The 24,618-nt window shown below is 52.3% G+C and carries 24 protein-coding genes, 1 tRNA gene, 2 rRNA genes and 1 riboswitch; of the genes, 13 read left to right on the forward strand and 14 right to left on the reverse strand.

Annotation, left to right across the window (positions count from 1 at the left end; genetic code table 11):
- Positions 1 to 193: 193 nt before the first annotated feature.
- From rrf (EDC52_RS09830) to EDC52_RS09845, 5 genes are all read left to right on the forward strand, one after another.
- Positions 194 to 309, forward strand: a 5S ribosomal RNA gene (gene rrf / locus EDC52_RS09830).
- A gap of 46 nt (positions 310 to 355) precedes the next feature.
- A tRNA-Thr gene (locus EDC52_RS09835) sits at positions 356 to 431 on the forward strand.
- Positions 432 to 466: 35 nt separating this feature from the next.
- Positions 467 to 582 (forward strand): 5S ribosomal RNA (gene rrf, locus EDC52_RS09840).
- A gap of 178 nt (positions 583 to 760) precedes the next feature.
- A riboswitch (M-box (ykoK) riboswitch) is annotated at positions 761 to 934 on the forward strand.
- A gap of 412 nt (positions 935 to 1,346) precedes the next feature.
- The gene (gene mgtS / locus EDC52_RS20415) at positions 1,347 to 1,430 is read left to right on the forward strand and encodes a protein MgtS (protein ID WP_407924210.1); all 84 of its coding nucleotides are present in this window, start codon (positions 1,347 to 1,349) and stop codon (positions 1,428 to 1,430) included.
- Positions 1,431 to 1,743: 313 nt separating this feature from the next.
- Complete coding sequence (locus tag EDC52_RS09845) at positions 1,744 to 3,132, forward strand: cation diffusion facilitator family transporter (RefSeq protein WP_131865167.1); 1,389 nt, start codon at positions 1,744 to 1,746, stop codon at positions 3,130 to 3,132.
- A gap of 77 nt (positions 3,133 to 3,209) precedes the next feature.
- Here the strand turns inward: EDC52_RS09845 and EDC52_RS09850 are convergent, their stop codons facing one another.
- From EDC52_RS09850 to EDC52_RS09865, 4 genes are all read right to left on the reverse strand, one after another.
- On the reverse strand, positions 3,210 to 3,974 hold the full coding sequence (locus EDC52_RS09850) for an amino acid ABC transporter ATP-binding protein (RefSeq protein ID WP_131865490.1): 765 nt from the start codon (positions 3,972 to 3,974) through the stop codon (positions 3,210 to 3,212).
- 8 nt (positions 3,975 to 3,982) lie between these two features.
- The gene (locus tag EDC52_RS09855) at positions 3,983 to 5,086 is read right to left on the reverse strand and encodes an amino acid ABC transporter permease (RefSeq protein ID WP_165911704.1); all 1,104 of its coding nucleotides are present in this window, start codon (positions 5,084 to 5,086) and stop codon (positions 3,983 to 3,985) included.
- A gap of 16 nt (positions 5,087 to 5,102) precedes the next feature.
- Positions 5,103 to 6,281 carry an amino acid ABC transporter permease gene (locus EDC52_RS09860; protein WP_131865169.1) on the reverse strand — a complete coding sequence of 393 codons (1,179 nt, stop codon included), beginning with the start codon at positions 6,279 to 6,281 and terminating at the stop codon, positions 5,103 to 5,105.
- 75 nt (positions 6,282 to 6,356) lie between these two features.
- Positions 6,357 to 7,382, reverse strand: a complete 1,026-nt coding sequence (locus EDC52_RS09865) for an amino acid ABC transporter substrate-binding protein (protein WP_131865170.1) — start codon at positions 7,380 to 7,382, stop codon at positions 6,357 to 6,359.
- Positions 7,383 to 8,091: 709 nt separating this feature from the next.
- Here EDC52_RS09865 and cspE point away from each other — a divergent pair.
- The 4 genes from cspE to EDC52_RS09885 all read left to right on the forward strand — a co-directional run bounded on the left by cspE (position 8,092) and on the right by EDC52_RS09885 (position 10,873).
- The gene (gene cspE / locus EDC52_RS09870) at positions 8,092 to 8,304 is read left to right on the forward strand and encodes a transcription antiterminator/RNA stability regulator CspE (protein WP_131865171.1); all 213 of its coding nucleotides are present in this window, start codon (positions 8,092 to 8,094) and stop codon (positions 8,302 to 8,304) included.
- 163 nt (positions 8,305 to 8,467) lie between these two features.
- Positions 8,468 to 8,866, forward strand: coding sequence for an ASCH domain-containing protein (locus EDC52_RS09875; protein ID WP_131865172.1), 399 nt, complete (start codon positions 8,468 to 8,470; stop codon positions 8,864 to 8,866).
- A 407-nt stretch (positions 8,867 to 9,273) separates the two neighbouring features.
- On the forward strand, positions 9,274 to 10,020 hold the full coding sequence (locus tag EDC52_RS09880) for a hypothetical protein (protein ID WP_165911689.1): 747 nt from the start codon (positions 9,274 to 9,276) through the stop codon (positions 10,018 to 10,020).
- 169 nt (positions 10,021 to 10,189) lie between these two features.
- A complete protein-coding gene (locus EDC52_RS09885; protein ID WP_131865174.1) occupies positions 10,190 to 10,873 on the forward strand; it encodes a hypothetical protein in 684 nt (227 codons plus the stop codon).
- A 135-nt stretch (positions 10,874 to 11,008) separates the two neighbouring features.
- Here the strand turns inward: EDC52_RS09885 and fis are convergent, their stop codons facing one another.
- The 10 genes from fis to msrP all read right to left on the reverse strand — a co-directional run bounded on the left by fis (position 11,009) and on the right by msrP (position 19,424).
- Entirely contained in the window at positions 11,009 to 11,305 is a 297-nt protein-coding gene (gene fis, locus EDC52_RS09890) for a DNA-binding transcriptional regulator Fis (RefSeq protein ID WP_000462905.1), read from the reverse strand.
- A 23-nt stretch (positions 11,306 to 11,328) separates the two neighbouring features.
- Positions 11,329 to 12,294: a tRNA dihydrouridine synthase DusB gene (gene dusB, locus EDC52_RS09895; RefSeq protein WP_131865491.1), complete on the reverse strand. Its 966-nt coding sequence runs from the start codon at positions 12,292 to 12,294 to the stop codon at positions 11,329 to 11,331.
- A 257-nt stretch (positions 12,295 to 12,551) separates the two neighbouring features.
- Positions 12,552 to 13,433, reverse strand: a complete 882-nt coding sequence (prmA, locus tag EDC52_RS09900) for a 50S ribosomal protein L11 methyltransferase (RefSeq protein ID WP_131865175.1) — start codon at positions 13,431 to 13,433, stop codon at positions 12,552 to 12,554.
- Between the two features lie 21 nt (positions 13,434 to 13,454).
- Complete coding sequence (panF, locus tag EDC52_RS09905) at positions 13,455 to 14,903, reverse strand: sodium/pantothenate symporter (protein WP_131865176.1); 1,449 nt, start codon at positions 14,901 to 14,903, stop codon at positions 13,455 to 13,457.
- Complete coding sequence (locus EDC52_RS09910) at positions 14,893 to 15,135, reverse strand: YhdT family protein (RefSeq protein ID WP_131865177.1); 243 nt, start codon at positions 15,133 to 15,135, stop codon at positions 14,893 to 14,895. The genes panF and EDC52_RS09910 overlap by 11 nt, the downstream gene beginning before the upstream one ends.
- A 141-nt stretch (positions 15,136 to 15,276) precedes the next feature.
- The gene (gene accC / locus EDC52_RS09915; protein WP_131865178.1) at positions 15,277 to 16,626 is read right to left on the reverse strand and encodes an acetyl-CoA carboxylase biotin carboxylase subunit; all 1,350 of its coding nucleotides are present in this window, start codon (positions 16,624 to 16,626) and stop codon (positions 15,277 to 15,279) included.
- Between the two features lie 11 nt (positions 16,627 to 16,637).
- Positions 16,638 to 17,105, reverse strand: coding sequence for an acetyl-CoA carboxylase biotin carboxyl carrier protein (gene accB / locus EDC52_RS09920; RefSeq protein ID WP_131865179.1), 468 nt, complete (start codon positions 17,103 to 17,105; stop codon positions 16,638 to 16,640).
- A 21-nt stretch (positions 17,106 to 17,126) separates the two neighbouring features.
- On the reverse strand, positions 17,127 to 17,579 hold the full coding sequence (aroQ, locus tag EDC52_RS09925) for a type II 3-dehydroquinate dehydratase (protein WP_131865180.1): 453 nt from the start codon (positions 17,577 to 17,579) through the stop codon (positions 17,127 to 17,129).
- Positions 17,580 to 17,819: 240 nt separating this feature from the next.
- Positions 17,820 to 18,419 carry a protein-methionine-sulfoxide reductase heme-binding subunit MsrQ gene (msrQ, locus tag EDC52_RS09930; protein ID WP_131865181.1) on the reverse strand — a complete coding sequence of 200 codons (600 nt, stop codon included), beginning with the start codon at positions 18,417 to 18,419 and terminating at the stop codon, positions 17,820 to 17,822.
- Positions 18,420 to 19,424 (reverse strand): protein-methionine-sulfoxide reductase catalytic subunit MsrP, encoded by a 1,005-nt coding sequence (gene msrP / locus EDC52_RS09935; RefSeq protein WP_131865182.1) that lies wholly within the window; start codon positions 19,422 to 19,424, stop codon positions 18,420 to 18,422.
- Positions 19,425 to 19,707: 283 nt separating this feature from the next.
- Between msrP and csrD the strand changes: the two genes are divergently transcribed.
- From csrD to mreD, 4 genes are all read left to right on the forward strand, one after another.
- Positions 19,708 to 21,624, forward strand: coding sequence for an RNase E specificity factor CsrD (gene csrD, locus EDC52_RS09940; protein WP_131865183.1), 1,917 nt, complete (start codon positions 19,708 to 19,710; stop codon positions 21,622 to 21,624).
- Between the two features lie 312 nt (positions 21,625 to 21,936).
- Complete coding sequence (mreB, locus tag EDC52_RS09945; protein WP_011410020.1) at positions 21,937 to 22,980, forward strand: rod shape-determining protein MreB; 1,044 nt, start codon at positions 21,937 to 21,939, stop codon at positions 22,978 to 22,980.
- Positions 22,981 to 23,074: 94 nt separating this feature from the next.
- Positions 23,075 to 24,127 (forward strand): rod shape-determining protein MreC, encoded by a 1,053-nt coding sequence (gene mreC, locus EDC52_RS09950; protein ID WP_131865184.1) that lies wholly within the window; start codon positions 23,075 to 23,077, stop codon positions 24,125 to 24,127.
- Entirely contained in the window at positions 24,124 to 24,612 is a 489-nt protein-coding gene (mreD, locus tag EDC52_RS09955) for a rod shape-determining protein MreD (protein WP_131865185.1), read from the forward strand. Before mreC ends, mreD begins: the two co-directional genes overlap by 4 nt.
- The last annotated feature ends 6 nt before the right edge of the window (positions 24,613 to 24,618 follow it).

The following is a 24,618-nucleotide window of genomic DNA, read 5'->3' on the forward strand; positions in this document are numbered from 1 at the left end:
AGGTCGGGTGTGTAAGCGCTGCGAGGCGTTGAGCTAACCGATACTAATGACCCGTGAGACTTAACCTTACAACACCTAAGGTGTCTGAGAGAGACAAAGCCCTGCGGGGTGATGTGGATAATTATTCAGCGAAGTTCCGGATAGCATGCCATGAGAGCGCAGGATAACTGTGTTCTGGTGGTAACAGAATTTGCCTGGCGGCACTAGCGCGGTGGTCCCACCTGACCCCATGCCGAACTCAGCAGTGAAACGCCGTAGCGCCGATGGTAGTGTGGGGTCTCCCCATGCGAGAGTAGGGAACTGCCAGGCATCCATTTAGAAAGCGTGATGTATCACGCTGGTAACAAATTAGAGCGCTGATATGGCTCAGTTGGTAGAGCGCACCCTTGGTAAGGGTGAGGTCCCCAGTTCGACTCTGGGTATCAGCACCAGTTAAACGGTAAGAGTTCGGCAGATAAAGAATTTGCCTGGCGGCACTAGCGCGGTGGTCCCACCTGACCCCATGCCGAACTCAGCAGTGAAACGCCGTAGCGCCGATGGTAGTGTGGGGTCTCCCCATGCGAGAGTAGGGAACTGCCAGGCATCCAATTGACGAAGCCCTCTGCGAAAGCAGAGGGCTTTTTCTTTGGCTGCTATTAACTGTTTGCCAGCTAATGGAAACGGTACGCCTTACCAGTAGCCTATTTCCTAAATAATCTGTAAACAGCTCCGCTTTAAAAGAACAATTAGCAACAGAATCGTTATACTATCCTGAAATTCAGCAGTATCTCGTTTGGCGAGGCTCCTGTGCAAATACAGGTCGCCTCTCTGACGACATCGAGAGATGCCCGAGGTTAGGACTGGCTTTATCGGACTGAGGTTCAGCCCAAAGTGACTTCTGATTATCCAGTCAGACCAGATGTACAGTGCTAAAAACCTGACGTGGAGATAGGCTTTCCTCGCTCCCTCTTTGGTTATATCCCGATGTGATAGCTGCATGAACAACGCAGATCCGGGATAGAACCAGCCATTTATCTTCGTAATCCATCGTAACGGCTACATAGGTGTATTCGCATGAACAGCGGACATATCCAGTAGAACTTGACTGTTATACCGGCTAATCAGCGCGTAGATACTTCGCTAATCCAGATAATGATACAAGAGGCTGCTCATGTATATATTATGGCGAATAGAAGCGATAATTATTTATTTTCAGCTGCATGCAAATGGCATTCAGCATAAACATGGTTAAACAATATCGTCAAAGGAGGCGGTAACTCATAATGAACAAGATTGATATACGCACCATTGCCAATATAAGGCGAACATATTGATAAAATAAATTAAGGATATTTGACATGCACGATATGACTTATTTTGTGGTTTTTCTCGGCCTGCTTTGCTCTCTCGGGTTTTTTGCCGCCTATATGAGTACGAAATGGGATGATTAATGCCGGGGCTATATTTAACGGATGTGATAAACGCGGGTGATGTTTTCCTGCTGCGAGTTAGCCATTGTTGAGGATAAGAGATGGTAATATCTCTGGCAAGACGATTTTAATTCATCAAATAGATATACAAAAAACTAGTGCTAATGGTAATTGATTGTATTTTGCTTGATGTGATATTCAATTAATTACCGTTGGTGCTATTAGCATGTAGTCATAAATGGAAAATAGCGATGACAGTCTCGTTTAATGCTGGGCAGGGTTAGCTCTATTTTCATTTTACCCTTCTTTGTTTCGCTCTTCGTGGTATATCGTTATGCAAAATGAAAAACAACAGGTTGCCAGGAATTCAATGGTGGCAAGCGGCCTTCTGGCTGCGGGCAAGTTTATTGTCGGTTTCTTCACCGGCAGCATTGGATTGATTTCTGAAGGGATCCACTCCCTTACCGATTTCCTGGCTACGGCGATTACCTGGATGGCGGTACGCGTAAGCGATAAGCCTTCGGATGAAGATCATCATTTCGGCCACGGCAAAATCGAGAATATGGCGGCCTTGTTTGAAGTATTACTGCTGGTCGCAGCGGCGGCATGGATTGGATTCGAGGCCATCAAACGTCTGTGGGGAGAACCCCATGAAATTATCGCCGCGCCGATGGTCATACTGGTGCTCATGATTTCAATAGGCGTGGATTTCTTTCGCGCCAGGGCTTTAAGAAGGGTGGCTAAAGCCACTAATAGCCCGGCGCTGGAGGCAGATGCGCTGCATTTTATTTCAGATATGCTGGCATCAGGTGTGGTGCTGCTTGGCATGGTGTTTGTGATGCTGGGCTTCACGCAGGCAGATGCCATTGCCGCTTTGATGGTTGCAGTAGGTATTTTCATTGCTGCATTGAAACTGGGCAAGAACTCTTACGACACGCTGACGGATGCCGCTCCTGAAGGCAAACGAGCTGAAATAGCAGAGCTTGTCAGGAATATTCCGGATGTACTGGCGGTTGAAAACACCCGGCTGCGCTATGCGGGGGCGACATTTTTTATTGAAGTCACCATTGCCGTCTGCCGATCGATGTCCCTGGAACAGATCAGCACGCTGAAGCTCAATATCAATGCCGCCTTGCGCCAGTATGACAATCATGCACAAGTGACCGTCATTGCCTGGCCTCGTCAGAAGAACGATGAAGATATAGCCACCAGCATCAACCTGATTGCCTCGAGGCACGATGTCGCGGTGCATCATTTGACGCTGCAGAGGCTCGCCAGCTGTACTTCCGTCAGCCTCGATCTGGAAGTGCCGGCGGTGCTTTCAGTCATTCAGGCACATGACGTGGCTAATCTGGTAGAGAATGCCATCAGAGAAGAGCTTGGCGGCAATATCGAAATTGAGACCCATATCGAGCCCCGCATGCATCACTGGCTGGCCAGTCAGGATGTCTCGCCGGATAAGCTGAACGTGATTTCACAGCAGTTAAAGCGTTCGGTGGGCGAGGATAATGTGCTGCAGGATATTCACAATGTCAGAGTCAGGGAAACCAAGCAGGGCTATATTATCAATTATCATTGCCGGGTACCGCCGTTCATGTCGATCATAGAAGCGCATGATGCGGTAGACAGTCTGGAACGGCGATTGCGTGGCCAGCAGCCTTTTATTTGCCGTGTGGTCGGGCATGTGGAACCCTTTCGGGCGCTGCCGTTGTTTAAGCGTTGAATGGGGTGGTCTTGCTGCAGCACCGGCAGTCTTATCAGGCGCTGTGCGGGGGCCATATTATCGCCCCCGTTGCGATATCAATGAATGACCTGAGAGAGAAAAGCGCGGGTGCGTTCTGATTTCGGCTGGGAGAAAAAGAGATCCGGCGCCGCCTGCTCGACGATCTCTCCGCGATCCATAAAGATCACTCGGTCAGCCACGGTACGGGCGAAGCCCATTTCATGGGTAACGCACAGCATGGTCATGCCATCGTCTGCCAGGCTTATCATGGTATCCAGAACTTCCTTTACCATTTCAGGGTCGAGCGCCGAGGTGGGTTCGTCAAACAGCATTATCTTGGGTTTCATGCACAGCGAACGGGCAATGGCAACCCGCTGCTGCTGACCACCGGATAACTGCCCAGGAAATTTATGGGCATGCTCAACGATACGCACACGTTTCAGGTAATGCATTGCCAGCTCTTCAGCCTCTTTTTTGGGCATTTTGCGCACCCAGGTCGGCGCCAAAGTGCAGTTTTGCAAAACGGTAAGATGGGGAAACAGGTTAAAATGCTGAAAAACCATGCCTACTTCGGTGCGTACGCGTTCGATATTGCGCAGATCATCATTCAACAGCGTACCGTCGACCACAATTTTTCCTTGCTGATGCTCCTCCAAATGGTTGATGCAGCGAATAGTAGTTGATTTTCCGGAGCCTGATGGACCGCAAAGCACGATACGCTCGCCAGCCTTCACTTCAAGATTGATATTTTTCAGCACATGGAACTGTCCATACCACTTATTGACGTTTTCCAGCGAAATCATCAGTTTTTCCGTTTTAACGGTGTTGTTATTCTGGCTCATCATTAACCTCAATGCGTTGAATGTCCGGTATTAAAACGCTTTTCCAGATGCTGGCTGTAGCGGGACATACTAAAACAGAAAATCCAGTAAACCAGCGCGGCGAAAACATATCCTTCGGTCGACATGCCCAACCAGACCGGATCGACTGTTGCCTGCTGAACGCTACTGAACAAATCAAACAAACCGATAATGACCACCAGACTGGTGTCTTTGAACAGGGCGATAATGGTATTGACCAGGCCTGGTATCACCATTTTCAGCGCTTGGGGAAGGATAACCAGTCCCTGAGTTTTCCAATAGCCCAACGCCAGCGACTCAGCCGCCTCGGTCTGGCCTTTCGGTAATGCCTGCAGCCCGCCGCGGACCACTTCAGCCACATAGGCTGACTGAAACATCACCACCCCGACCAAGGCGCGAACCAGCTTATCGATATTATTTCCTTCCGCCATGAACAACGGCAGCATGACGGAAGACATGAATAGCACGGTAATCAGCGGTACGCCGCGCCAGAACTCGATAAAAACAATCGCCAGCCATTTGACCACCGGCATTGAAGAACGGCGCGCCAGCGCAAGTAAAATGCCTAACGGCAAGGCGCCGGCAATCCCGACGGCGGCAATGATTAGCGTCAGCGTCAGACCGCCCCATTGACGGGTTTCAACCCGCGCCAGGCCGAAGAAACCGCCATACAGCATCAGCCAGGTAAACACCGGGAACACCACTACCCAACAGGCGATATAGCGGCCGCGACGCGGCATGGCATTCCAGAACATCGGAATGATGGAAAGCAAGCCGACCACCAGCGTCAGATTGATGCGCCAGCGCTCTTCCATCGGGAACAGCCCATACATAAATTGGCCAAAACGGGCATGGATAAACACCCAGCATGCCCCTTCTCGCGTACAATCGGCTCTGGTGGCGCCCAGCCAGCTTGCTTTCAGGAAAGCCCAGTTCACCAGCGGGGGGAGGATAGTCCATAGCAGCCACAAACAAAAAAGGGTCAGCAGGCTATTGGAAATACTGGAAAACAGATTGCGGCGTATCCACAGCAGGGCAAGGGCCAGCCGGTTTTTCGACGAAGTCGCTGCGGGTTCCTGCGGGTTGAATGTCATTGTCATGGTTAATCTCTTAGCGCTCAACCAGCGCTTTACGCTGGTTATAAATATTCATCAGGAACGAAATACACAGGCTGATAACCAGGTAGACACCCATGGTGATTGCGATGGTCTCGATGGCCTGTCCCGTCTGATTCAGCACCGATCCGGCGAACAGCGACACCATGTCCGGATAGCCAATCGCCGCGGCCAGTGATGAGTTTTTGACGATATTGAGATATTGGCTGGTGAGGGGCGGAATAATGACCCGCATCGCCTGAGGCAGAATGACCTGCTTCAAAGTGACGGGGTTAGGCAGGCCAAGGGAACGCGCGGCTTCATGCTGTCCATGGGGAACCGATTGGATGCCTGAACGAATCACCTCGGCAATAAAAGCCGAGGTATACACTGACAAGGCCAGGGCCAGAGCCGCCAATTCGGGAATCAGTACCACGCCGCCACGAAAGTTAAAGCCGCGTAATGCCGGAACATCCCAATGAACCGCCGGTCCCGCTACCCACTGGACCAACAGCGGCAGGGCCACCAGCAGCAGGATAATCCACGGCCAGCTGCGGCGCGGCTCTCCGGTTTTCATCTGGTGTTTTTTATTGAACCGGTAAAGGCCGACCGCGGCAACGATGGCAACGCCGAACGCGATGAGTGCGGCCAGCGCGCCTTCACCTGCCACCGGGTAAGGCATATATAGCCCCCGATTGCTTAAAAATATCAGCTCGGACGCATTAATTGAATTTCTTGGGCCGGGAAGATTGCGCAGCACGGCAAAATACCAAAAAAAGATTTGCAGCAGCGGCGGAATATTACGGAACGTCTCGATATATATCATCGAGAGTTTACGTAATAGCCAGTTCTCAGACAGTCTGGCCAGGCCAATGATGAAACCTAGAATCGACGCAAAAACGATGCAAAGTGCTGAAACCAGCAGGGTGTTGAACAGGCCGACCAGAAAAACACGTGCGTAGGTGTCACCCTGCTCAAAATCAATCAGGTGCTGGACGATACCAAAATTAGCGGCATTATTCAGAAAGCCAAAGCCGGAGGTTATCCCGCGATGGCTGACGTTGGTGACGGTGTTGTGCAGCAGATGGCCGATAAAGACCAACAGCACCACAACAGCCAGTATCTGGTAAATCCAGGCGCGAACCGCAGGGTTAGTCAGGGAGAAATTACCTTTCACGGTTTGGCGGTGTTGCATAATCATAAGCCTCAGCATCAAGAATCAACGGAAAAGCACCGGCCCATGGCCGGTGCTCCTGTACTGTGGCTGCTATTAACGAACCGGCGGTGCGTATTGAATGCCGCCGTCTTTCCAAAGGGCATTTAAACCGCGTTTGATTTTAAGCTCGCTGCCCTGACCAACATTGCGTTCAAACGATTCGCTGTAATTGCCGACCTGTTTGATGATTTTAACTGCCCAGTCATTCGGCAATTTCAGCTCTTCACCGTAATGTCCCTCTTTACCGAGCAGGTTTGCCATATCAGGCGTATGCGGCTTAGCGGCAAGTTCATCGACATTCTTGGAGGTTACGCCCATTTCTTCGGCGTTAAGCATGGCGTACAGGGACCATTTAACGATAGTGAACCAGTCATCGTCGCCGCGTCGGACTACCGGGCCCAGCGGTTCTTTGGAAATCACTTCCGGCAGTACCACGAAGTCTTGCGGCGCGCCTAACTGGATTCGCAGAGCGTACAGCCCGGACTGGTCGGTGGCGAGAGTGTCGCAGCGGCCCGATTCCAGTGCTTTGGCACTTTCGTCGGCCCGATCGAACGTCACCGGGGTGTACTGCATTTTGTTGGCGCGGAAGTAATCGGCCACGTTCAATTCAGTGTCGGTGCCAGCTTGTAGGCAGACGGTTGCGCCGTCGAGGTCTTTGGCGCTTTTTAGGCCGGCTTTATTGTGGGTCAGGAAGCCAATGCCGTCATAATAGTTAACGCCGGCAAATACCATCCCCATAGAGGAATCGCGGGAGGAGGTCCAGGTGGTGTTACGTGAAAGAATATCAACCTCGCCCGACTGCAGTGCGGTAAAACGCTCTTTTGCCGTCAGGGGGGTATATTTTACTTTCGTCGCGTCACCGAATACGGCAGCGGCAACGGCCCGGCAGACATCCACGTCAAGGCCGGTAAACTTGCCGCTGGCATCGGCATAAGAAAAACCAGGTAACCCATCACTGATACCACACTGAACGAAGCCTTTTTTCTTAATTCCATCAAGCGTTGCGCCTGCGTGTGCCTGATTCGCTACGGCAAATAAGGTGGCCGCGGCAACCAACGTGGAAATCATCATTTTTTTCATAAAGCATCCTGTGAGGCAGAAATTTATCGCTAGTGGTTATGATGCACCTTTGATGCGCACCTATCCGGTCCTGCGGCATAACGCCAGTTACCTGTAAGCAAACGTAATGCCAAAAAGGCAGATGATTGAAATACAAACAGACTTTTATATGCGAGGGCCGATAAAGGTGTCTAGGATGAATCCGAGCGCATTAATTGAGTGCGATAATGCCGGCTAAGCACCATTTTAGTGCATTGAATCCCGCTATATGAAATTATATGCTCGACTGCCATAGCGGTTACCGCCGCCGCTGGAATGCCTTCTGGACTGCCATAGCGGTTACCGCCGCCGCTGGAATGCCTTCTGGACTGCCATAGCGGTTACCGCTGCCGCTGAAAACGCCTTCTCGATGGCCGATAGGCGCTGTCTTCAGCCCATCAATGTCGCTAGACCCCCGCCGAAGCACCCGCGGTATTCGGGTGAATAAATAATATAAGTGATAAAAGAAGAATACTGCTTGCGCTGTGGTGGTATTCATGAGTAAATAGCATCAACGGTTTGTAGTACAGACCTATTTATGTAAGCCATTTTAGTAAAGTTGTTCAAGATAAAAGCGATAGTCAACCATCACTTCCTCGACAAATTTCCTTCATATAGTGCCCATAAGTAATCCCTGGCAAACAGACCTCACGCCCAATGTGGCAATATATTTTTTTGAAGGAATTATCTAATGTCTAATAAAGTAACTGGTTTAGTAAAATGGTTTGATGCAGGCAAAGGCTTTGGTTTTATCACTCCTGCTGACGGCAGCAAAGACGTATTCGTACATTTTTCTGCTATCCAAAGCAATGATTTCAAAACCCTCGACGAAGGTCAGCGTGTTGAATTCACCATTGAGAAAGGCCTGAAAGGTCCTTCTGCTGGTAACGTGGTTGCTCTGTAAAACTGACTCACCGCGCGTGCCGGTTGCTGTTAACGCATAACAGGTTTCCCTTTTATGATAACCCGGTAAGCCAGTTGAAAATAAATTTATAAACCCCGATTATGTCGGGGTTTTTTTATGCGTGTAATAAAAGAATTTATCTCAACGTGTGGGGAATTACAGCATGACGGATCTGAACGATATATATCAGCATGCCTCTCAATGGGCCTTCGGCGATAGTCCTGAGATGGCAGATCAATTATTGGCCCTGGTCATGGCAGGGGAAAAAACCGCTTCTTGCGGCAGCTACGACTCATACCGTGCTGAATTATCACCTATGGTCGGAGACTACCATATTGTCCTGGATGGCCGCGGTAAACCAGGCTGCGCCATCAGAACGCTCAGCCTGCGACTGATTCGTTATCGGGATGTCACGGCCGATATGGCCGCTAAAGAAGGAGAAGGGGATAAAAGCCTGAATTATTGGCAACAGGCACATCGAGAATTCTTTGAACGCAATAGCGGTTTTAGCCAAGATATGTGGCTGATATATGAAGAGTTTGAAGTTGTAGCGGTATTTTAATCGATGACCTAATTAAAGGGTTACGGCCTGCAAAGGATTATCCATGGCTGACACGGGCTGCTGATGCTAAATGTCATTCTGGCCAGCACAGGACGTGAAGTCAGTGCGCTAAAGTTAGGAGCTTTCACTTGGGAATAAATTCGTGCTGCATAGACTCCAATCAAACCCGTCAAGGTACTCCTATTTCCTCACCGCCGAGAGTTGCCGCCCCTGCGCCATATCATTGTCCTGCCGACCTGGCGGCAGTACGGAATATTAGCGGCACCCTCACTACACCTTTACCATCACCTTTATCATCACCTTTATCTTCACCATCACCGAGCGTAGCTGCTGACTCTGCCAGGCGCTTGCCAGCGACCGCCCGACCATCGGGCGAAAAGAGGTTAAATCCGCCCACTAAACAGACGGTGGAACCAGAAACCCCATCATCTCATCGAGCTAACCCGGTTGGAGCAAACAAACTACACTGCGCCGGTGACAACTATTCAACTGAACGCTTGAAGTATAACAGCCATCAGTTGAGACAATTATTGAATCGAAGCGTTGAACAGTTGAAGGAGTCACACGCTTATAAAAACGAGTGTTACGAGTTGCTCTGCGAGCTGGCGGCCAATCAGATTGATTCACCGGATATTGATGAATTCAATGCAGCCGGTAGTGATAGGGTCAATAATTTTTTAAGAGATATAAATCAAATATCGATGCCTGCGGATGCAACTGATGCTGCCAGCGCGATGCTGGATATTTATGAAAAAATGCAGGACTTTCCTGGCCGTGCCTATCGGGTGATGACTACCGCAGCGGGTGTCTATGGTGCGAAGATAGGCGTTGGCGATATTGTCATGGATAAAGGTTTTATGTCCGCTTCAGCGTTGCCGGTGAATTGCCTGGATTGGAAAAATAGCTGGGTCAGAAAGCAGACCGCGGTCGATAGTGATATGGTCATACTGATCATAGAAAGCGGCACCCCTAAAAAAAATGCCGGCAGCGCCTTCCTTCCCGACCATATCCTTGTCAAACCCAATACCTTGCTGCGCGTGGAAAATATGCTGGACAGCCAAGATGATGAGGGACATGAAATTAAAATTATATCGCTGAGCCATGGCTGGCGAGGGACAGAAGTTAAGAACATTTTTTCAGGCGAGGTGTATTGACTGCTCTTGCTATGGTATGAAAAATTTGCCTTGAGGGACGCTCTACGAGACCAATTGTTCACTGTTTTACCGAATCAGGACTTGCTGCTGCTTGTTTCGCATCCTTAGTCAAAACCATTCGCCGCCCGCAGGGGATAATTCACTTATGCTTATGACTCGGAAATCCTTAATGTCCCCTGTAGACTCTCCCCGCTTTGCATTATGGCTGGCGCTTGCCGTCGCGGTATGTTCATTTATACTCTGGTGCTTTATGCCGACCGACCCTCTGGTCCATCTGGTAGAGGAAGGTCAACTGGTCGAGAACCTTACTCTTATCGCCTACGCGGTCACCATTTTATATCTGTTGTTGCAGCCAGCGGTGATGATTACCTTGCGCACCAAGGCCGCCGTAATTATGGCTTTACTGGCTATGACGGCCAGAGAGGCCGATCTGCACAAGGCGATAGCGGATATGAGTATGCTGAAGCTGCGTTTCTGGACAGGCGGCCTGCCCGGCATTGATAAACTGACCGGCTTGCTGGTGCTGATGCCGATTGTGGTCGCCTGCCTGTATCTGCTAATTCACTACGCCATGCCGACGATTCGCGCAGTAAAAGCGTGTCGCGCTTATGCGGTGACTATCGCTACCTTTATCGGCCTTATCGCGCTCACCAATGGCATAGACCGCTCCCTGGGCATAATCAAGGAATGGACTGGCTGGCATGCTCCTGAGTGGCTGGTGGCGCTGCAGACGTCACAAGAGGAGTTTCTAGAGCTGCTGTTGCCACTGTTAGTGGTGGTCGCGACCTTTCAGTATCGGCGCTATACGTTGTCCCGGCATGCCGTCAACCGTCCCGCAGGCAGCGTCCTGTAGCGAGAAGAGGCTATAACAAAGCGGTTTGCGTGCGGCATTAGCAAATCATTACCGCATACTCGCAGTATGGCGATAACAAAAAAGGCGCTTATCTTTACAGAAAGCGCCTTTTTTCAATTAGTTGACTGAAAAGTATCAGTTCATGCCGTACTTTTTCAGTTTTTTACGCAGGGTGCCGCGGTTAATGCCCATCATCAGGGCAGCGCGGGTCTGATTGCCGCGGGTGTATTGCATGACCATGTCCAACAGTGGCTGTTCTACTTCAGCCAGTACCAGCTCATACAAATCATTAACGTCTTGACCATTTAATTGAGCAAAATAATTCTTCAGTGCTTGTTTAACCGAGTCACGCAGGGGTTTTTGGGTTACCTGGTCCTGAGAGTTTACGGTAGATACGGTCAGTACGTCAGAATTTACGCGTTGTTCGAACATAGTTCTGTCAGCTCTTTTTTCTATTACGCAAGATTTTCAAAGTATGCCTCCAACGCCTCCAGCTGTTCACTGGCATCCTCTATGGCGTTGAATGTGCGCCTAAACTGGTTGTCGGGGGCATGCTCCTGTAAATACCAGGAGACGTGCTTACGAGCAATGCGGAATCCTTTGCCTGGACCATAGAAGTCGTGCAGTTCCCGTAAGTGCTCTATCAACAAACGCTTCACCTCGCCTAACGGCAGCGGTGGAAGCAGCTCCCCCGTATCCAGATAATGCTGGATTTCCCGGAAGATCCAGGGTCTTCCCTGAGCAGCACGTCCTATCATCAGTGCATCAGCGCCGGTGTAGTCGAGTACTGCTCTGGCTTTATGCGGGTCTGTTATATCTCCATTCGCGATGACCGGAATGGAAACAGACTGCTTAACTGCCCGAATACTGCCGTACTCTGCGTCACCGTTGAACAGGCAGGCGCGGGTACGTCCATGTATTGTGATGGCTTGTATACCACAATCTTCGGCCAGTTGGGCAATTTCTACACAGTTTCGGTGTTCCGGCGCCCAGCCGGTGCGGATTTTCAGGGTGACGGGAACCTCTACCGCATTGACCACATTCACCAGGATTTGCTTAATCAATTCCGGGTATTGCAGCAATGCGGAGCCAGCCAGTTTCCGATTAACCTTCTTGGCAGGGCAACCCATGTTGATATCAATCAACTGCGCGCCGTTCGCTACGTTAATAACGGCGGCGGCAGCCATATCCGCAGGGTCACAGCCAGCAATCTGTACCGCCCGGATACCGGGCTCATCACTATGTACCATGCGCAGACGTGACTTATCCGTGCGCCATACCTCAGGATTCGAGGAAAGCATCTCCGAAACAGCCATTCCAGCACCCATTGCGTGACATAACGCTCTGAACGGGCGGTCGGTAACCCCGGCCATCGGAGCGGCAATCAGGCCATTGTTGAGCTGGAGGTGTCCAATACGCATAGACAAAAATGTGACTTATACCTGGTCCGTAAGGGCGCGTATATTACGCATTTTTTTCATCAGATGAAAGGCCAAACTTTGAACAACGGACCACTACCGATCAATGAATTAAGCCTTTCAAATATCGATAAGAGCATTTTGTGTTTAATTACAGATAGTTAAACAAAAAAGCACCTTTTGTGCGGTCAGATATTTTTCGCCCGACAGCAGTTTATCGTATCTCATGATGCTTGATAAACCGACAATGGTTGTACACTTTATCGACGCTTGCCGGTAATCCGGCACCACTCTTCTTTCTCCGCCACCGGGTCAAGCAAAAAAGTGTCTGCATAAGCAGCCGCTACGCTATCCGCCTGGCTTGCCAGTATGCCGGACAGCCCTAGATAGCCGCCGCTGACGGGCAGTACGCCGATAAGCGGAGCCAGTTCACGCAAGGGGCCGGCGAGGATGTTGGCCACCACCACATCGGCCTGCAGTGAGGATGGTTGGTCGGCAGGCAGGAAGAGTTCCAGTCGGTCTGATACGTTATTACGTTCGGCGTTATCGCGGCTGGCCTGTATGGCCTGGGGATCAATATCAATACCGATGGCGCGTTCGGCGCCTAGCTTAAGGGCGGCGATGGCCAGAATGCCTGAGCCGCAGCCAAAATCGATAATCGTTTTACCTTGCAGGTCAAGGCTATCCAGCCATTGCAGGCAAAGGGCAGTGGTCGGATGGGTGCCGGTGCCGAATGCCAGGCCGGGATCGAGCATCACGTTGACGGCATCAGGATCCGGTACCGGTCGCCAGCTCGGACAAATCCATAAGCGGTCGCCAAAGCGCATGGGATGAAAATTATCCATCCATTCACGTTCCCAGTCTTTATCTTCAATTTGTTCAATCTTATGAACAAAACCGTTTCCCAGCAGAGGGTGCAAAGACAGTTGGGCCACCACCTCAGTCATATCGGTTTCAGCGTCGTAGAGGCCTATCACATCGGTATCGCCCCACAGGCGGGTCTCGCCGGGCAGTGGTTCGAATACCGGATTATCGTGGGTATCCTGAAAGGTAACCGACACCGCGCCGCTGTCGCTCAGCGCGTCGCTCAAGCTCTCCGCATCGGCACCGGTGGTATTAATCTTGATTTGAATCCATGGCATACATCAATCTCACTGTAAATTTTAGTGGGCGGCGCCGGCCAAGGCAGGCTGGGCAGGGCGACCAAAACGATTGCCGACCATAAACGCCAGCAGGCTGAGCAGCAGGGCAGGTACTATCGGGTGGAAGCCGGCAAGATGCAGATCAAGGCCTGCCAGTATGGCATAACTGATGCCACCTGAAATCATTGAGCTGAGTGCCCCACAGGCGTTGGCCCGTTCCCAGTAGAGCCCTAAAATCAACGGCCAGAGGAATACGGCTTCCAGGCCGCCGAAGGCCAGCAGGTTGAGCCAGATAATCATCTCGGGCGGACGCCAGGCGGCCAGGATCAACAGTAATCCCAGCACCAGCGTCACCATGCTGGACATCCTGGTGAGCAGGCGCTCATTGGTCACCTGGTGAGGGCGCAGGCTGAGGAACAGATCCTTGATGATAGTGGCGGATGACTGCAGCAATTGCGCGTTAATGGTCGACATAATCGCCGCCAGCGGCGCGGCGAGAAATATGCCGGCCACCAGGGGGGGCAATACGCTAATCATCAGTTTGGGAATCACCTGGTCCGGCACCGTCAGGCCGGGAAGAATGGCCCGGCCTAGTGCGCCGGCAAGATGCATGCCGAACATCAGTATGGCGATAACGATAGTTCCCAATATGATGCCCCGGTGTACCGCCTTGCTGTCACGGTAAGAAATGCAGCGGACCGCAGTATGGGGCAGTCCGATGACGCCAAAGCAGACCAGTATCCAGAATGAGGTCATGAATGACGGAGTAAGCACGTCATCAACCCCCTGGGGCGAGGTCAGTTCCGGCTGGATGTCATGCAGAGTGCTCACTGCCGCCGACAGGCCGCCGGCGGCGTGAATTACGCTGAACAGTAGAATAAAGGTCCCCAATAGCATCACCATGCCCTGAAAGGCGTCATTGAGTACACTGGCGCGAAATCCCCCGAAAGCGGTGTAAAGTGCGATGCTGACGCCAAAAACCAGCAACCCGGTGTCATAAGGAATGCCGGCTGCGGTTTCAAGCAGGCGCGCCCCGCCGATAAACTGTACTGTCATGGCGCCGATAAACGCCACCAGCAGGCTGATGCTGGCAATCCACACCAGCAGAGGGCTTTGGTAACGGGCTAACAGCATATCGTTGAGCGTAACCGCATTATAGCGCCTGGCCAGGATGGCGAATTTCTTACCCAGCACGCCTAGTGAAAGCCATACTGCGGGCAGTTGGATCATGGAGAGTAATACCCAGCCGAGGCCATATTTATAGGCGGCGCCCGGTCCGCCGATAAACGAACTGGCGCTGATATAGGTCGCCGTCAGGGTCATTGCCAGCACAAAGCCGCCCATTGATCGGTTGCCGAGAAAGTATTCATTCAGGAAAGCACCGGTCTTCCGGCGTCGCCAGGCGTAGATGGACAGCAAAAACACCAGCAGCAGATAGGCAACCAGCGGAATAACAACTTCAGTTTGCATTATCATCCTCCAGCGGGATGTCGCGGAACAACAGGCGGACCATCAGCCAGCAAAGGATGATAAAAGCCAGCGGCACTGCCAGGCAGGCCATCTCAAACCAATGGGGCAGGCCAGTAATACCCGGCTGTCCATCAGGCAGGTAGGCCGCCAGTCCCCAGGCGACCATATAGGCCAGCGCCAGACCGAAGGCGTAGCGGGCTTCCCGATGCGCCTGAAGAAAACGTTTGTCCATGATGTGTTATGCCGGTTGATTATCGCGGTCAGGAAAAATGAGGATTTTACGTCAATTGGCCGGTTTGCCTAGTGCAAATAGCCGATGTAAAAAAAAAGGCCGGTCGGAACCGGCCTTTCTCAGCGAACCTGCGGACGGGGATTACTTCTCCTGCAGGCCGAGTTTTTTCTCCAGATAGTGGATATTGGTGCCACCATGCTGGAAGTTTTCATCGTTCATGATCTTCAACTGCAGATCGATATTGGTTTTTATGCCATCGATAATCAGCTCGGCCAGGGCATTTTTCATGCGGGCTATCGCCACATCACGATTTTCGCCATAGCAGATAAGCTTGCCGATCATGGAGTCATAATAGGGCGGCACGGTATAGCCAGCATAGATATGGGACTCCCAGCGCACGCCAAATCCACCCGGTGCATGGAAGCGGGTGATTTTACCGGGGCTTGGCAGGAACGAGTTGGGATCTTCGGCATTGATACGGCATTCAACCGCATGGCCGGCGATCCTGACTTCCTCCTGTTTGATCGACAAAGGCTGACCTGCGGCAATGCGCAGCTGCTCTTTGATCAAATCCACACCGGTGATCATTTCAGTGACCGGGTGTTCCACCTGAATACGGGTGTTCATTTCAATAAAGTAGAACTCACCGTTTTCATAGAGGAACTCAAAGGTACCGGCGCCGCGATAGCCGATATCGGTACAGGCTTTGGCGCAGCGATCGCCGATATAGCGGCGCATCGCGTCGGTGATGCCCGGTGCGGGCGCTTCTTCGACTACTTTCTGATGGCGACGCTGCATGGAGCAATCGCGCTCCGCCAGATAAATGGCGTTGCCCTGGCCATCGGCTAATACCTGGATCTCGATGTGGCGAGGATTTTCCAGGTACTTTTCCATGTAAACCATATCGTTGTTAAATGCCGCCTTGGCTTCGGCGCGGGTCATGTTGATAGAGGATTCGAGTTCTTTATCGCTGCGAACCACGCGCATTCCACGACCGCCGCCGCCGCCTGAGGCTTTGATGATAACCGGGTAGCCAATACGCTTGGCGATAGCGCGGTTCTTCTCGCCGTCGTCGCCTACCGGGCCATCGGAGCCGGGTACACAGGGAACACCGGCTTTTTTCATGGCGCTGATGGCCGACACTTTATCACCCATCAGGCGGATAGTTTCAGCGCGCGGGCCAATGAAGATAAAACCTGAACGTTCTACCTGCTCGGCAAAGTCAGCATTTTCCGACAAGAAGCCATAACCGGGATGAATGGCCACGGCACCGGTGATTTCGGCGGCAGAAACGATTGCCGGGATATTCAGGTAGCTTTTGACCGATGGCGGTGGCCCGATGCAGATGGTTTCATCCGCCAGCAGCACGTGTTTAAGATCGCGATCGGCGGTTGAGTGAACCGCTACGGTTTTAATGCCGAGTTCTTTGCAGGCGCGTAAAATACGCAGCGCAATTTCGCCACGGTTAGCAATGACAATTTTATCTAACATAGGGCGCCTCGTTATTCGATGACGACCAGCGGCTCGTCAAATTCAACCGGTTGACCGTTATCAAGCAGAATGGCTTTCACCACGCCGGCTTTATCGGATTCAATCTGATTCATCATTTTCATGGCTTCAACAATACAAAGGGTATCGCCGACATTGACCTTTTGTCCGACTTCAACGAAAGGTTTGGCATCCGGGCTCGGTGTACGGTAGAACGTGCCCACCATCGGCGAGCGCACCAGATGACCGCTCATGGTCGCGGGTACGGCGGCTGTTGCTTCTGCCGCCGCAGGAGCAGCGGCTACCGGAGCCTGCTGTTGCTGCACGGCAGGAATATATGCCTGCTGCATCATGGGATAGGCCGGTGCCGCAGGTGCCGCACGACTGATACGAACTGATTCTTCGCCTTCGGAGATTTCCAGCTCTGAAATGCCAGACTCTTCAACCAGTTCAATCAGTTTCTTGATCTTACGAATATCCATGAGTGGGGTTCCATACTCTAATTAATTGGATGTAGACAAGCGTTTGACCGCAGTCTGTAAAGCAAAGGTATATCCATCGGCGCCGAGGCCGCAAATGACACCCACCGCTATATCTGAAAGATAAGAATGGTGCCGGAAAGGCTCCCGGGCGTGAACATTTGACAGATGGATTTCAATAAACGGGATATTTACCGCCAGCAGCGCATCGCGCAGGGCAACGCTGGTATGGGTAAAGGCCGCGGGATTAATAATGATAAAGTCGATATTGCCCTGGGCCTGGTGAATCCTGTCTATCAGCTCATATTCAGCATTGGACTGCAGATGACTGAGCTTTACGCCGAGTTCATCCGCCAGCGCCTGCAGGTGTGAAATGATGTCGGCAAGGCAGGTACGACCGTATTTATCCGGCTCACGGCTGCCCAGCAGGTTCAGATTAGGACCATTGAGGAGCAAAATGTTAAACTTATCAGACATTATGCCGCTATCTCCCATCAATTAACGATACCTCGTAAAAAATAACCTTCCTCAAACGATTTGTCACCTTTTTGACGTTAAAACCGTCAACTGGCGCTCGTGAGGTGAAGCATTATAATGATATCGCAGCTTTTCGCAGCAAAATACTGAGGTTATCTCTGAAGTTGAGCCGCCACGATATCCCTTGAGGCGAGCAACATATCTCATAAGACGGGAAGAAAGAAATAAAAATTTAGTAGATTATCGCCACCACTCGCGAAATTTTTTATAACGCAACAGCAGCAACGCCAGCGCCAGTACGGCGTAGATTAATGGCTGAGGGGTAATCACCTTGACTGACCAAAGGTAATGGACCGGCGCCAGAATCGCGGCCACATAAATGAAATTATGCAGCGTTTGCCAGCGCTGTTTCAATTTTCGCTGCGCCCACAGCGTCGAGGTCAGTGCTAACGCCAGCAAGATAAGCCAACTTAACATACCAAGCGTCAGGTAGGGGCGGCTGACAAGTTCTCTGCCCAATAGCGCCAGGTTGCTGATCCCCAACTCTAAGAGCGCAAAGCTTGCCAGATGCAGGCAGGCCCAGGCAAAACACCAAAGGCCGATGAGGCGACGACAGCGGATGAGCAGAGGCTGGCGTCCATAACGGGCCAGGGGGGTTACCAGCAGGCCGGCAAGCAGTAATTTCAGCGCCATCCTGCCGCTAAAGTGCTGGATATCCTTGGCCGGATCGGCACTGAAGCCGCCATGGGTAACCTGATAGATGAGCCAGAGTAACGGCAGGAAAGCCGCCAGATGAATCGCCGCTTTGAGCCAACTGACCTGAGCCTGGGTTAAACGCATTCAATAGTTCTCCCGCAGATCGAGACCGCGATAGAGACCAGCCACCTGTTCGGCATAACCATTAAAGAGCAGCGTTGGCTGGCGTTTGACATCTAGAATGCCGCCGGAGCCTATTACTCTTTCGCTGGCCTGGGACCAGCGCGGATGATCCACATGAGGATTCACGTTGGCATAAAAGCCGTATTCATCAGGCGCGGACAGATTCCAGGTGGTGGGAGGCTGTTCGCGCGTCAATGTGATGTGCACAATGGACTTGATGCCTTTGAAGCCATATTTCCACGGGGTTATCAGCCGAATAGGAGCGCCGTTTTGCGGTGGTAGCGTTTTGCCGTATACACCGACCGTCATGAATGCCAACGGATTCATGGCTTCATCAATTCTCAATCCTTCAATATAGGGATACTGCAGCCCGCCGCCGATAAAGCGATCTTTCTGCCCGGGCATTTGGGCCGGATCATCCAGCGTTTGAAATGCCACATAGCGTGCCTGGCTGTTGGGCTCCGCCAGTGCCAGCAGCTTGCCCAGCTCAAAGCCAATCCATGGCACGACCATCGACCAGGCCTCAACACAGCGCAGCCGGTAAATGCGTTCCTCAAGCGGGAAGCGTTTGAGAATATCATCAATATCGAGAGTCACTGGCTTGGCGACCTCGCCGTCGATACGCACTTGCCAGCCTTGTGTTTTAAGTCCGCCGGCATTGGCCGCCGGGTCAGCTTTATCCAGACCGAATTCATAGAAATTGTTATAACCGGTCACTTTGTCAAATGGCGTTAGCGGTAAATCGGGGCGCCACTGAGACGGTTTGCTGAAGTCTAGGGGCTTACCGGCCGGCGCGTCGGCTGGAGACTCGCCCTTGAACCATGACGCCAGGTCAGCTCGCGCAGATAGCGGCAGCGTCAGCGTAGCGGCGCTGATGCCCAGTGCTTTTAAAATGGTGCGCCGCTGGCTGAAAAACACCTTTTCAGCGGTCACATCGGCTTCCCGTAATTTTGGGTAACGTCTCATAGACAGGCTCCGGCTGGGGATTATTGTGTAGCTTAGTCAAGTATGACCTAAAAACGGAATATGTATTGCCAAAGGCTGCGTTCAATAGTGTATCAATGGGGTAATACACGCCGCTTCAGCGGTAATGGCGGAAAGATCATTAAAAATATGCCATTTTTAATCTGTCGATGTCGGCAGCAGAATCGGCCGCCGGCGGCCCCGCTTTTCTGAAATGCCATGCCGTTTTTTACTGGAGCACTGCCCGGTAATGGATAACTCTTTGATATATCAATAGGGCACAGGGATGCGATTAACCATAAAACTTTCTGCGATGGTCGCCATGATGTGCTCGCTGGCCATGTTGCTGATGCTGGCGGGCAGTGCGCTGAGTTTTTTTTATCTCGAAAAGCAGCGTATCGATAACCAGATGGCCAGTCTGTCGACCCTAATGGATCAGGTTCTATTAACGGAACCACCCCATTCGGTCGAGCACTGGCTGCCGATGATAACGCGGAGTGCCGGGATGACTGGGATAGACCTGTCCAGCGGCGGCAGCACGCTTTACCGGTTTTCCCTCGCCGATGAAGGCGGCGCGGATGACCGGGCCCAGGAATACCGCCATCGCCACCTCATGCTGCTCCATCATCCGGATATCAAGCTAACGGTGATGTATCAGGACCTTTTCAGCGCTGAAAATCGTTCGACAATAACGACCCTACCGATCAGTCTCGTCATTCTGCTCATGGTGACGGCGCTTGTCGTATCCCTGCGTTGGCTGAAACGGCAAATTCAGCCCCAGGAGAACCTGGAGTATCGGGCCAGACGGATCATTTACGGTGAGAGGGATCCGGTAGGGAAAGCGGCGGAAGAATGGCCTTCACTGACCGCCAACGCCATTGACCGCCTGCTTAAAGATCTGGCTGACGCCCGTGAGCAGCGCAGCCGCGTGGATATTTTGATAAGAGCATTCGCTGCCCGTGATGCCAAGACAGGACTGAGCAACCGGTTGTTTTTCGATAATCAGCTGTCGCTCCAGTTGGAAGAAAATCAGGAAACCGGTAATCAGGGGGCAGTGATGATGATTCGCCCGCCCGACAGAGAAGGCAAAGATGCATTGGCGGCTGATACGGAAAAATGGCTCATCAATCTCATCTCCTCGCTGGCGATGCGTTATCCAGGCGCATTGCTGGCCCGCTATTTTCACGATGATGTTGCCGTGCTGCTGCCTAATCGTTCCTTGAAGGATGCCAGAACGATGGCCGGACAGCTTATCAATGGCCTTAATGCACTGCCCTCGCGGGCTCGTCATGATGTATTGCATATAGGCATTTGCCTCTACCGGCCGGGCCAGACGGTGGTCGAGGTCATGGAGACTGCCGAACAGGCGACACGCAGCGCCGCCCTGCAGGGCGGCAACACCTGGGCGATGTATGACAGCCGGGTGCCCGAAGCGGTTCGCGGCCATGTCAAATGGCGTACGCTTCTGGAACACACGCTGAACACCGGCGGCCCGCAACACTTCATTCGCGAAAGCTTTAAACAGGACGGCTCGGTAGACCACCATGTGGTGGTTAACCGTATCATTGACGGAGCGCATCAATTAACCGCCGCCGAATTCTTACCGGTGATGCAGCAACTCGGTCTGGCAGCGCGTTATGAGCAGCAGTTACTCACTCGTATTGTTTCACAGCTGGGACAATTGCCGGGCAAGATGGCGGTGGCTATCAGTGTACACTCACTATTACAACGGCAGTTCCAGCTGTGGTTGCGTAATTTGCTGATGCAGTGCGAAAAAATGCAACGAAAACAAATTATGTTTGAACTTGTTGAGGCAGATCTTTGTCAACATTTGGGCCGGTTGCGTCCGGCATTACGTTTATTGTCGGCGCTGGGATGCGATATTGCAGTAGTTGACGCCGGCAGAACCTTGGTCAGCACTGCCTATATTGCGGTGACGCCCGTTTCCGTCATTAAGCTGCACCCTGGTCTGGTGAGAGGAATCGAACGTCGCTCGGAAAACCAGCTGTTTATGCAAAGCCTGCTTGAGGCCTGTATTGGCAGCAGTACACGCATATTCGCAACCGGGGTTAAGACAAATCTGGAATGGCAAACGCTGCTTGATAACGCAGTGGCGGGTGGCGAAGGCGATTTTTTTGCACCAATCCAGCCGTTCGACCGCTGGCTGAAAAAATATTCGCTCGATGTTACGCGATTAGTATAAAAGTTCGCTGAGATTTAACGTACAATAATTGCCATTGACCGTTAGGGTTAGTAGGTACTTACATTACCTGTAGTCGAGTGAATATACAGATTTTATACCCTGTTCAGCAATTGTTTTAACGCAGTGAGCAGGCGTTACGATCACTCAGCCTGAACCCTATCCTCGTCCGGGGTGTTTTCAGTCTGCACTAAGGTAAACGAGGACGTTTTTTTCATTGGAGTAGCGCGTTTTTTCGCCTTGTCGCTGCTTCTCGTGGTTGGTAAAGTAGGCGGATTTTATTCTCGCCCCAGCTTGCAGGATTATCCTTTAGTTATGTTTAAAAAATTTCGTGGCATGTTTTCCAACGACTTGTCCATCGACCTGGGTACCGCCAATACCCTGATTTATGTGAAAGGACAGGGCATTGTCCTGAATGAACCCTCCGTCGTTGCCATCCGCCAGGATCGCGCCGGCTCGCCCAAAAGCGTAGCGGCTGTCGGCCATGAAGCCAAACAGATGCTCGGACGAACTCCCGGCAATATCGCCGCTATCCGGCCGATGAAAGACGGCGTTATCGCCGACTTCTTCGTCACCGAAAAAATGCTGCAGCACTTCATCAAACAAGTCCACAGCAACAGCTTCATGCGCCCGAGCCCACGGGTACTGGTGTGTGTGCCGGTAGGCGCCACTCAGGTTGAGCGCCGCGCTATTCGCGAATCCGCACAGGGTGCGGGTGCGAGGGAAGTGTTTCTGATCGAGGAACCGATGGCAGCGGCTATCGGCGCCGGCTTACCGGTTTCTGAAGCCACCGGCTCAATGGTGGTGGATATCGGTGGCGGTACCACTGAAGTGGCGGTCATTTCGCTTAACGGCGTAGTGTACTCATCTTCAGTCCGTATTGGCGGTGACCGCTTTGATGAAGCTATCATTAACTATGTGCGCCGCAATTACGGATCGCTTATCGGCGAAGCGACCGCCGAGCGTATCAAGCACGGCATTGGCTCTGCTTACCCCGACGATGAAGTGCGCGAAATCGAAGTGCGCGGGCGCAATCTGGCCGAGGGCGTACCTCGTGGATTCACTCTGAATTCAAATGAAATTCTTGAAGCGTTGCAGGAACCGCTGACCGGCATTGTCAGCGCCGTGATGGTTGCGCTGGAACAATGTCCTCCGGAACTGGCATCTGATATCTCAGAGCGCGGGATGGTACTGACCGGCGGCGGCGCATTGCTGAGAAATCTTGATCGGCTGCTGATGGAAGAGACCGGCATCCCCGTGGTGGTAGCGGAAGATCCGCTGACCTGCGTGGCGCGCGGCGGCGGCAAAGCACTGGAAATGATCGACATGCACGGCGGTGATTTGTTCAGCGAAGAATAACCTGCCTCGAAAAGGGGGGAACCGCCCGGGTGTACGCGTAATTTACTCATCCAGGCTGGTGCCCCCCTTTTTTATTGAGGAAAATGCACAGTTTATGAAGCCGATTTTCAGCAGAGGACCTTCTCTGCAATTGCGATTATTCCTGGCCGTTGTGGTTGCTGTGGCCGTCATTGTAGCCGACAGCCGTCTTGACACGTTCGTCAAAATACGCACCGTACTGGATACGGCGGTCAGCCCTTTTTATTTTCTGGCCAACGGCCCTCGCCAGATGCTTGATAATGTCTCCGAAACCTTGGCATCACGAGACCAGTTAGCGTTGGAAAACCGCGCCCTTAGGCAAGAACTGCTGCTGAAGAACAGTGAGCAGTTATTATTAGGTCAGTTCAAACAGGAAAACGCGCGCCTGCGCGAGCTGTTGGGATCACCTTTGCGTCAGGATGAGCAGAAAATGGTCACTCAGGTCATCTCCGCCAGCACTGATCCCTATAGTGATCAAGTGGTCATTGATAAAGGCATCGACAGCGGCGTTTATGTGGGCCAGCCGGTCATCAGCGATAAGGGGGTGGTTGGCCAGGTTATCGCTACCAGTAAGCTGACCAGCCGGGTATTGCTGATTTGCGATGCATCCCACGCCTTGCCGATTCAGGTCCTGCGCAATGACATCCGTGTCATCGTGTCCGGTAACGGCTGTACTGAAGATCTCCAGATGGAGCATCTGCCCGGCAATACCGATATCAGGGTAGGCGATGTACTGGTCACGTCAGGGCTAGGCGGCCGATTCCCGGAAGGGTATCCGGTCGCGGTGGTCTCATCGGTTAAACTTGATACCCAGCGCGCCTATACCGTGATTCAGGCGCGTCCGACCGCCGGGCTGCAGCGGCTGCGTTATCTGCTGCTGCTGTGGGGAGCGGATCCGCGGGGTGAAGTGCCGCTGGCACCGGGTGAAGTACACCGGGTTGCCAATGAAAGACTGATGCAGATGATGCCGCAAGTGTTGCCGCCGCCGGATGCGATGGGGCCTCCTGCGCCAGTTCCGCCGCCGGCTACCGGCACTACGCTTGCGCCGACCAGGCCGGCGGTGACCAGCCGTGGCGGCAACAGCGTGACGAATGGCAGCGCTGCGCCTGCTTCGGGAGCGCCGCGATGAACCGTTATCATCGGCACGGCAGCTGGGTGGTATGGCTGTCTTTTCTTATCGCCGTCGTGCTGCAGATCATGCCATGGCCGCCCCAGCTGTTTCTTTTTCGGCCTTCATGGGTCAGTCTTATCCTGATTTACTGGGTTATGGCGCTGCCACACCGGGTCAATGTGGGAACCGGCTTTGTGCTGGGCCTGATTCTGGATCTGATCCTCGGGTCGATTCTAGGCGTCAGGGCGCTGTCGCTGAGTATCCTGGCATACCTGGTGGCCTTCAAATTCCAGTTGTTCCGTAACATGGCCCTTTGGCAACAGGCGCTGATTGTGGTAGTGCTGTCTTTAGCCACTCACGTTGTCGTATTTTGGGCTGAATTCATGGTGATTAATATCTCATTCCGCCCTGAAATCTTCTGGAGTAGCGTAGTGGATGGCGTATTGTGGCCTTGGCTGTTTTTGCTGATGCGCAAGATTCGCCGCCGGTTTTCCGTACAGTGAGGTGCC

The organism is Biostraticola tofi (assembly GCF_004343195.1).
In the GTDB taxonomy this organism is placed as follows: Bacteria; Pseudomonadota; Gammaproteobacteria; order Enterobacterales; family Enterobacteriaceae; genus Biostraticola; species Biostraticola tofi.

What these genes read in the sequence shown, in the direction of transcription:
- mgtS (WP_407924210.1), top strand. Translation starts at nt 1,347, where the DNA reads ATGACTTATTTTGTGGTTTTTCTCGGCCTGCTTTGCTCTCTCGGGTTT.
- EDC52_RS09845 (WP_131865167.1), top strand. Translation starts at nt 1,744, where the DNA reads ATGCAAAATGAAAAACAACAGGTTGCCAGGAATTCAATGGTGGCAAGC.
- EDC52_RS09850 (WP_131865490.1), bottom strand. Translation starts at nt 3,974, where the DNA reads ATGAGCCAGAATAACAACACCGTTAAAACGGAAAAACTGATGATTTCG.
- EDC52_RS09855 (WP_165911704.1), bottom strand. Translation starts at nt 5,086, where the DNA reads ATGACATTCAACCCGCAGGAACCCGCAGCGACTTCGTCGAAAAACCGG.
- EDC52_RS09860 (WP_131865169.1), bottom strand. Translation starts at nt 6,281, where the DNA reads ATGCAACACCGCCAAACCGTGAAAGGTAATTTCTCCCTGACTAACCCT.
- EDC52_RS09865 (WP_131865170.1), bottom strand. Translation starts at nt 7,382, where the DNA reads ATGAAAAAAATGATGATTTCCACGTTGGTTGCCGCGGCCACCTTATTT.
- cspE (WP_131865171.1), top strand. Translation starts at nt 8,092, where the DNA reads ATGTCTAATAAAGTAACTGGTTTAGTAAAATGGTTTGATGCAGGCAAA.
- EDC52_RS09875 (WP_131865172.1), top strand. Translation starts at nt 8,468, where the DNA reads ATGACGGATCTGAACGATATATATCAGCATGCCTCTCAATGGGCCTTC.
- EDC52_RS09885 (WP_131865174.1), top strand. Translation starts at nt 10,190, where the DNA reads ATGTCCCCTGTAGACTCTCCCCGCTTTGCATTATGGCTGGCGCTTGCC.
- fis (WP_000462905.1), bottom strand. Translation starts at nt 11,305, where the DNA reads ATGTTCGAACAACGCGTAAATTCTGACGTACTGACCGTATCTACCGTA.
- dusB (WP_131865491.1), bottom strand. Translation starts at nt 12,294, where the DNA reads ATGCGTATTGGACACCTCCAGCTCAACAATGGCCTGATTGCCGCTCCG.
- prmA (WP_131865175.1), bottom strand. Translation starts at nt 13,433, where the DNA reads ATGCCATGGATTCAAATCAAGATTAATACCACCGGTGCCGATGCGGAG.
- panF (WP_131865176.1), bottom strand. Translation starts at nt 14,903, where the DNA reads ATGCAAACTGAAGTTGTTATTCCGCTGGTTGCCTATCTGCTGCTGGTG.
- EDC52_RS09910 (WP_131865177.1), bottom strand. Translation starts at nt 15,135, where the DNA reads ATGGACAAACGTTTTCTTCAGGCGCATCGGGAAGCCCGCTACGCCTTC.
- accC (WP_131865178.1), bottom strand. Translation starts at nt 16,626, where the DNA reads ATGTTAGATAAAATTGTCATTGCTAACCGTGGCGAAATTGCGCTGCGT.
- accB (WP_131865179.1), bottom strand. Translation starts at nt 17,105, where the DNA reads ATGGATATTCGTAAGATCAAGAAACTGATTGAACTGGTTGAAGAGTCT.
- aroQ (WP_131865180.1), bottom strand. Translation starts at nt 17,579, where the DNA reads ATGTCTGATAAGTTTAACATTTTGCTCCTCAATGGTCCTAATCTGAAC.
- msrQ (WP_131865181.1), bottom strand. Translation starts at nt 18,419, where the DNA reads ATGCGTTTAACCCAGGCTCAGGTCAGTTGGCTCAAAGCGGCGATTCAT.
- msrP (WP_131865182.1), bottom strand. Translation starts at nt 19,424, where the DNA reads ATGAGACGTTACCCAAAATTACGGGAAGCCGATGTGACCGCTGAAAAG.
- csrD (WP_131865183.1), top strand. Translation starts at nt 19,708, where the DNA reads ATGCGATTAACCATAAAACTTTCTGCGATGGTCGCCATGATGTGCTCG.
- mreB (WP_011410020.1), top strand. Translation starts at nt 21,937, where the DNA reads ATGTTTAAAAAATTTCGTGGCATGTTTTCCAACGACTTGTCCATCGAC.
- mreC (WP_131865184.1), top strand. Translation starts at nt 23,075, where the DNA reads ATGAAGCCGATTTTCAGCAGAGGACCTTCTCTGCAATTGCGATTATTC.
- mreD (WP_131865185.1), top strand. Translation starts at nt 24,124, where the DNA reads ATGAACCGTTATCATCGGCACGGCAGCTGGGTGGTATGGCTGTCTTTT.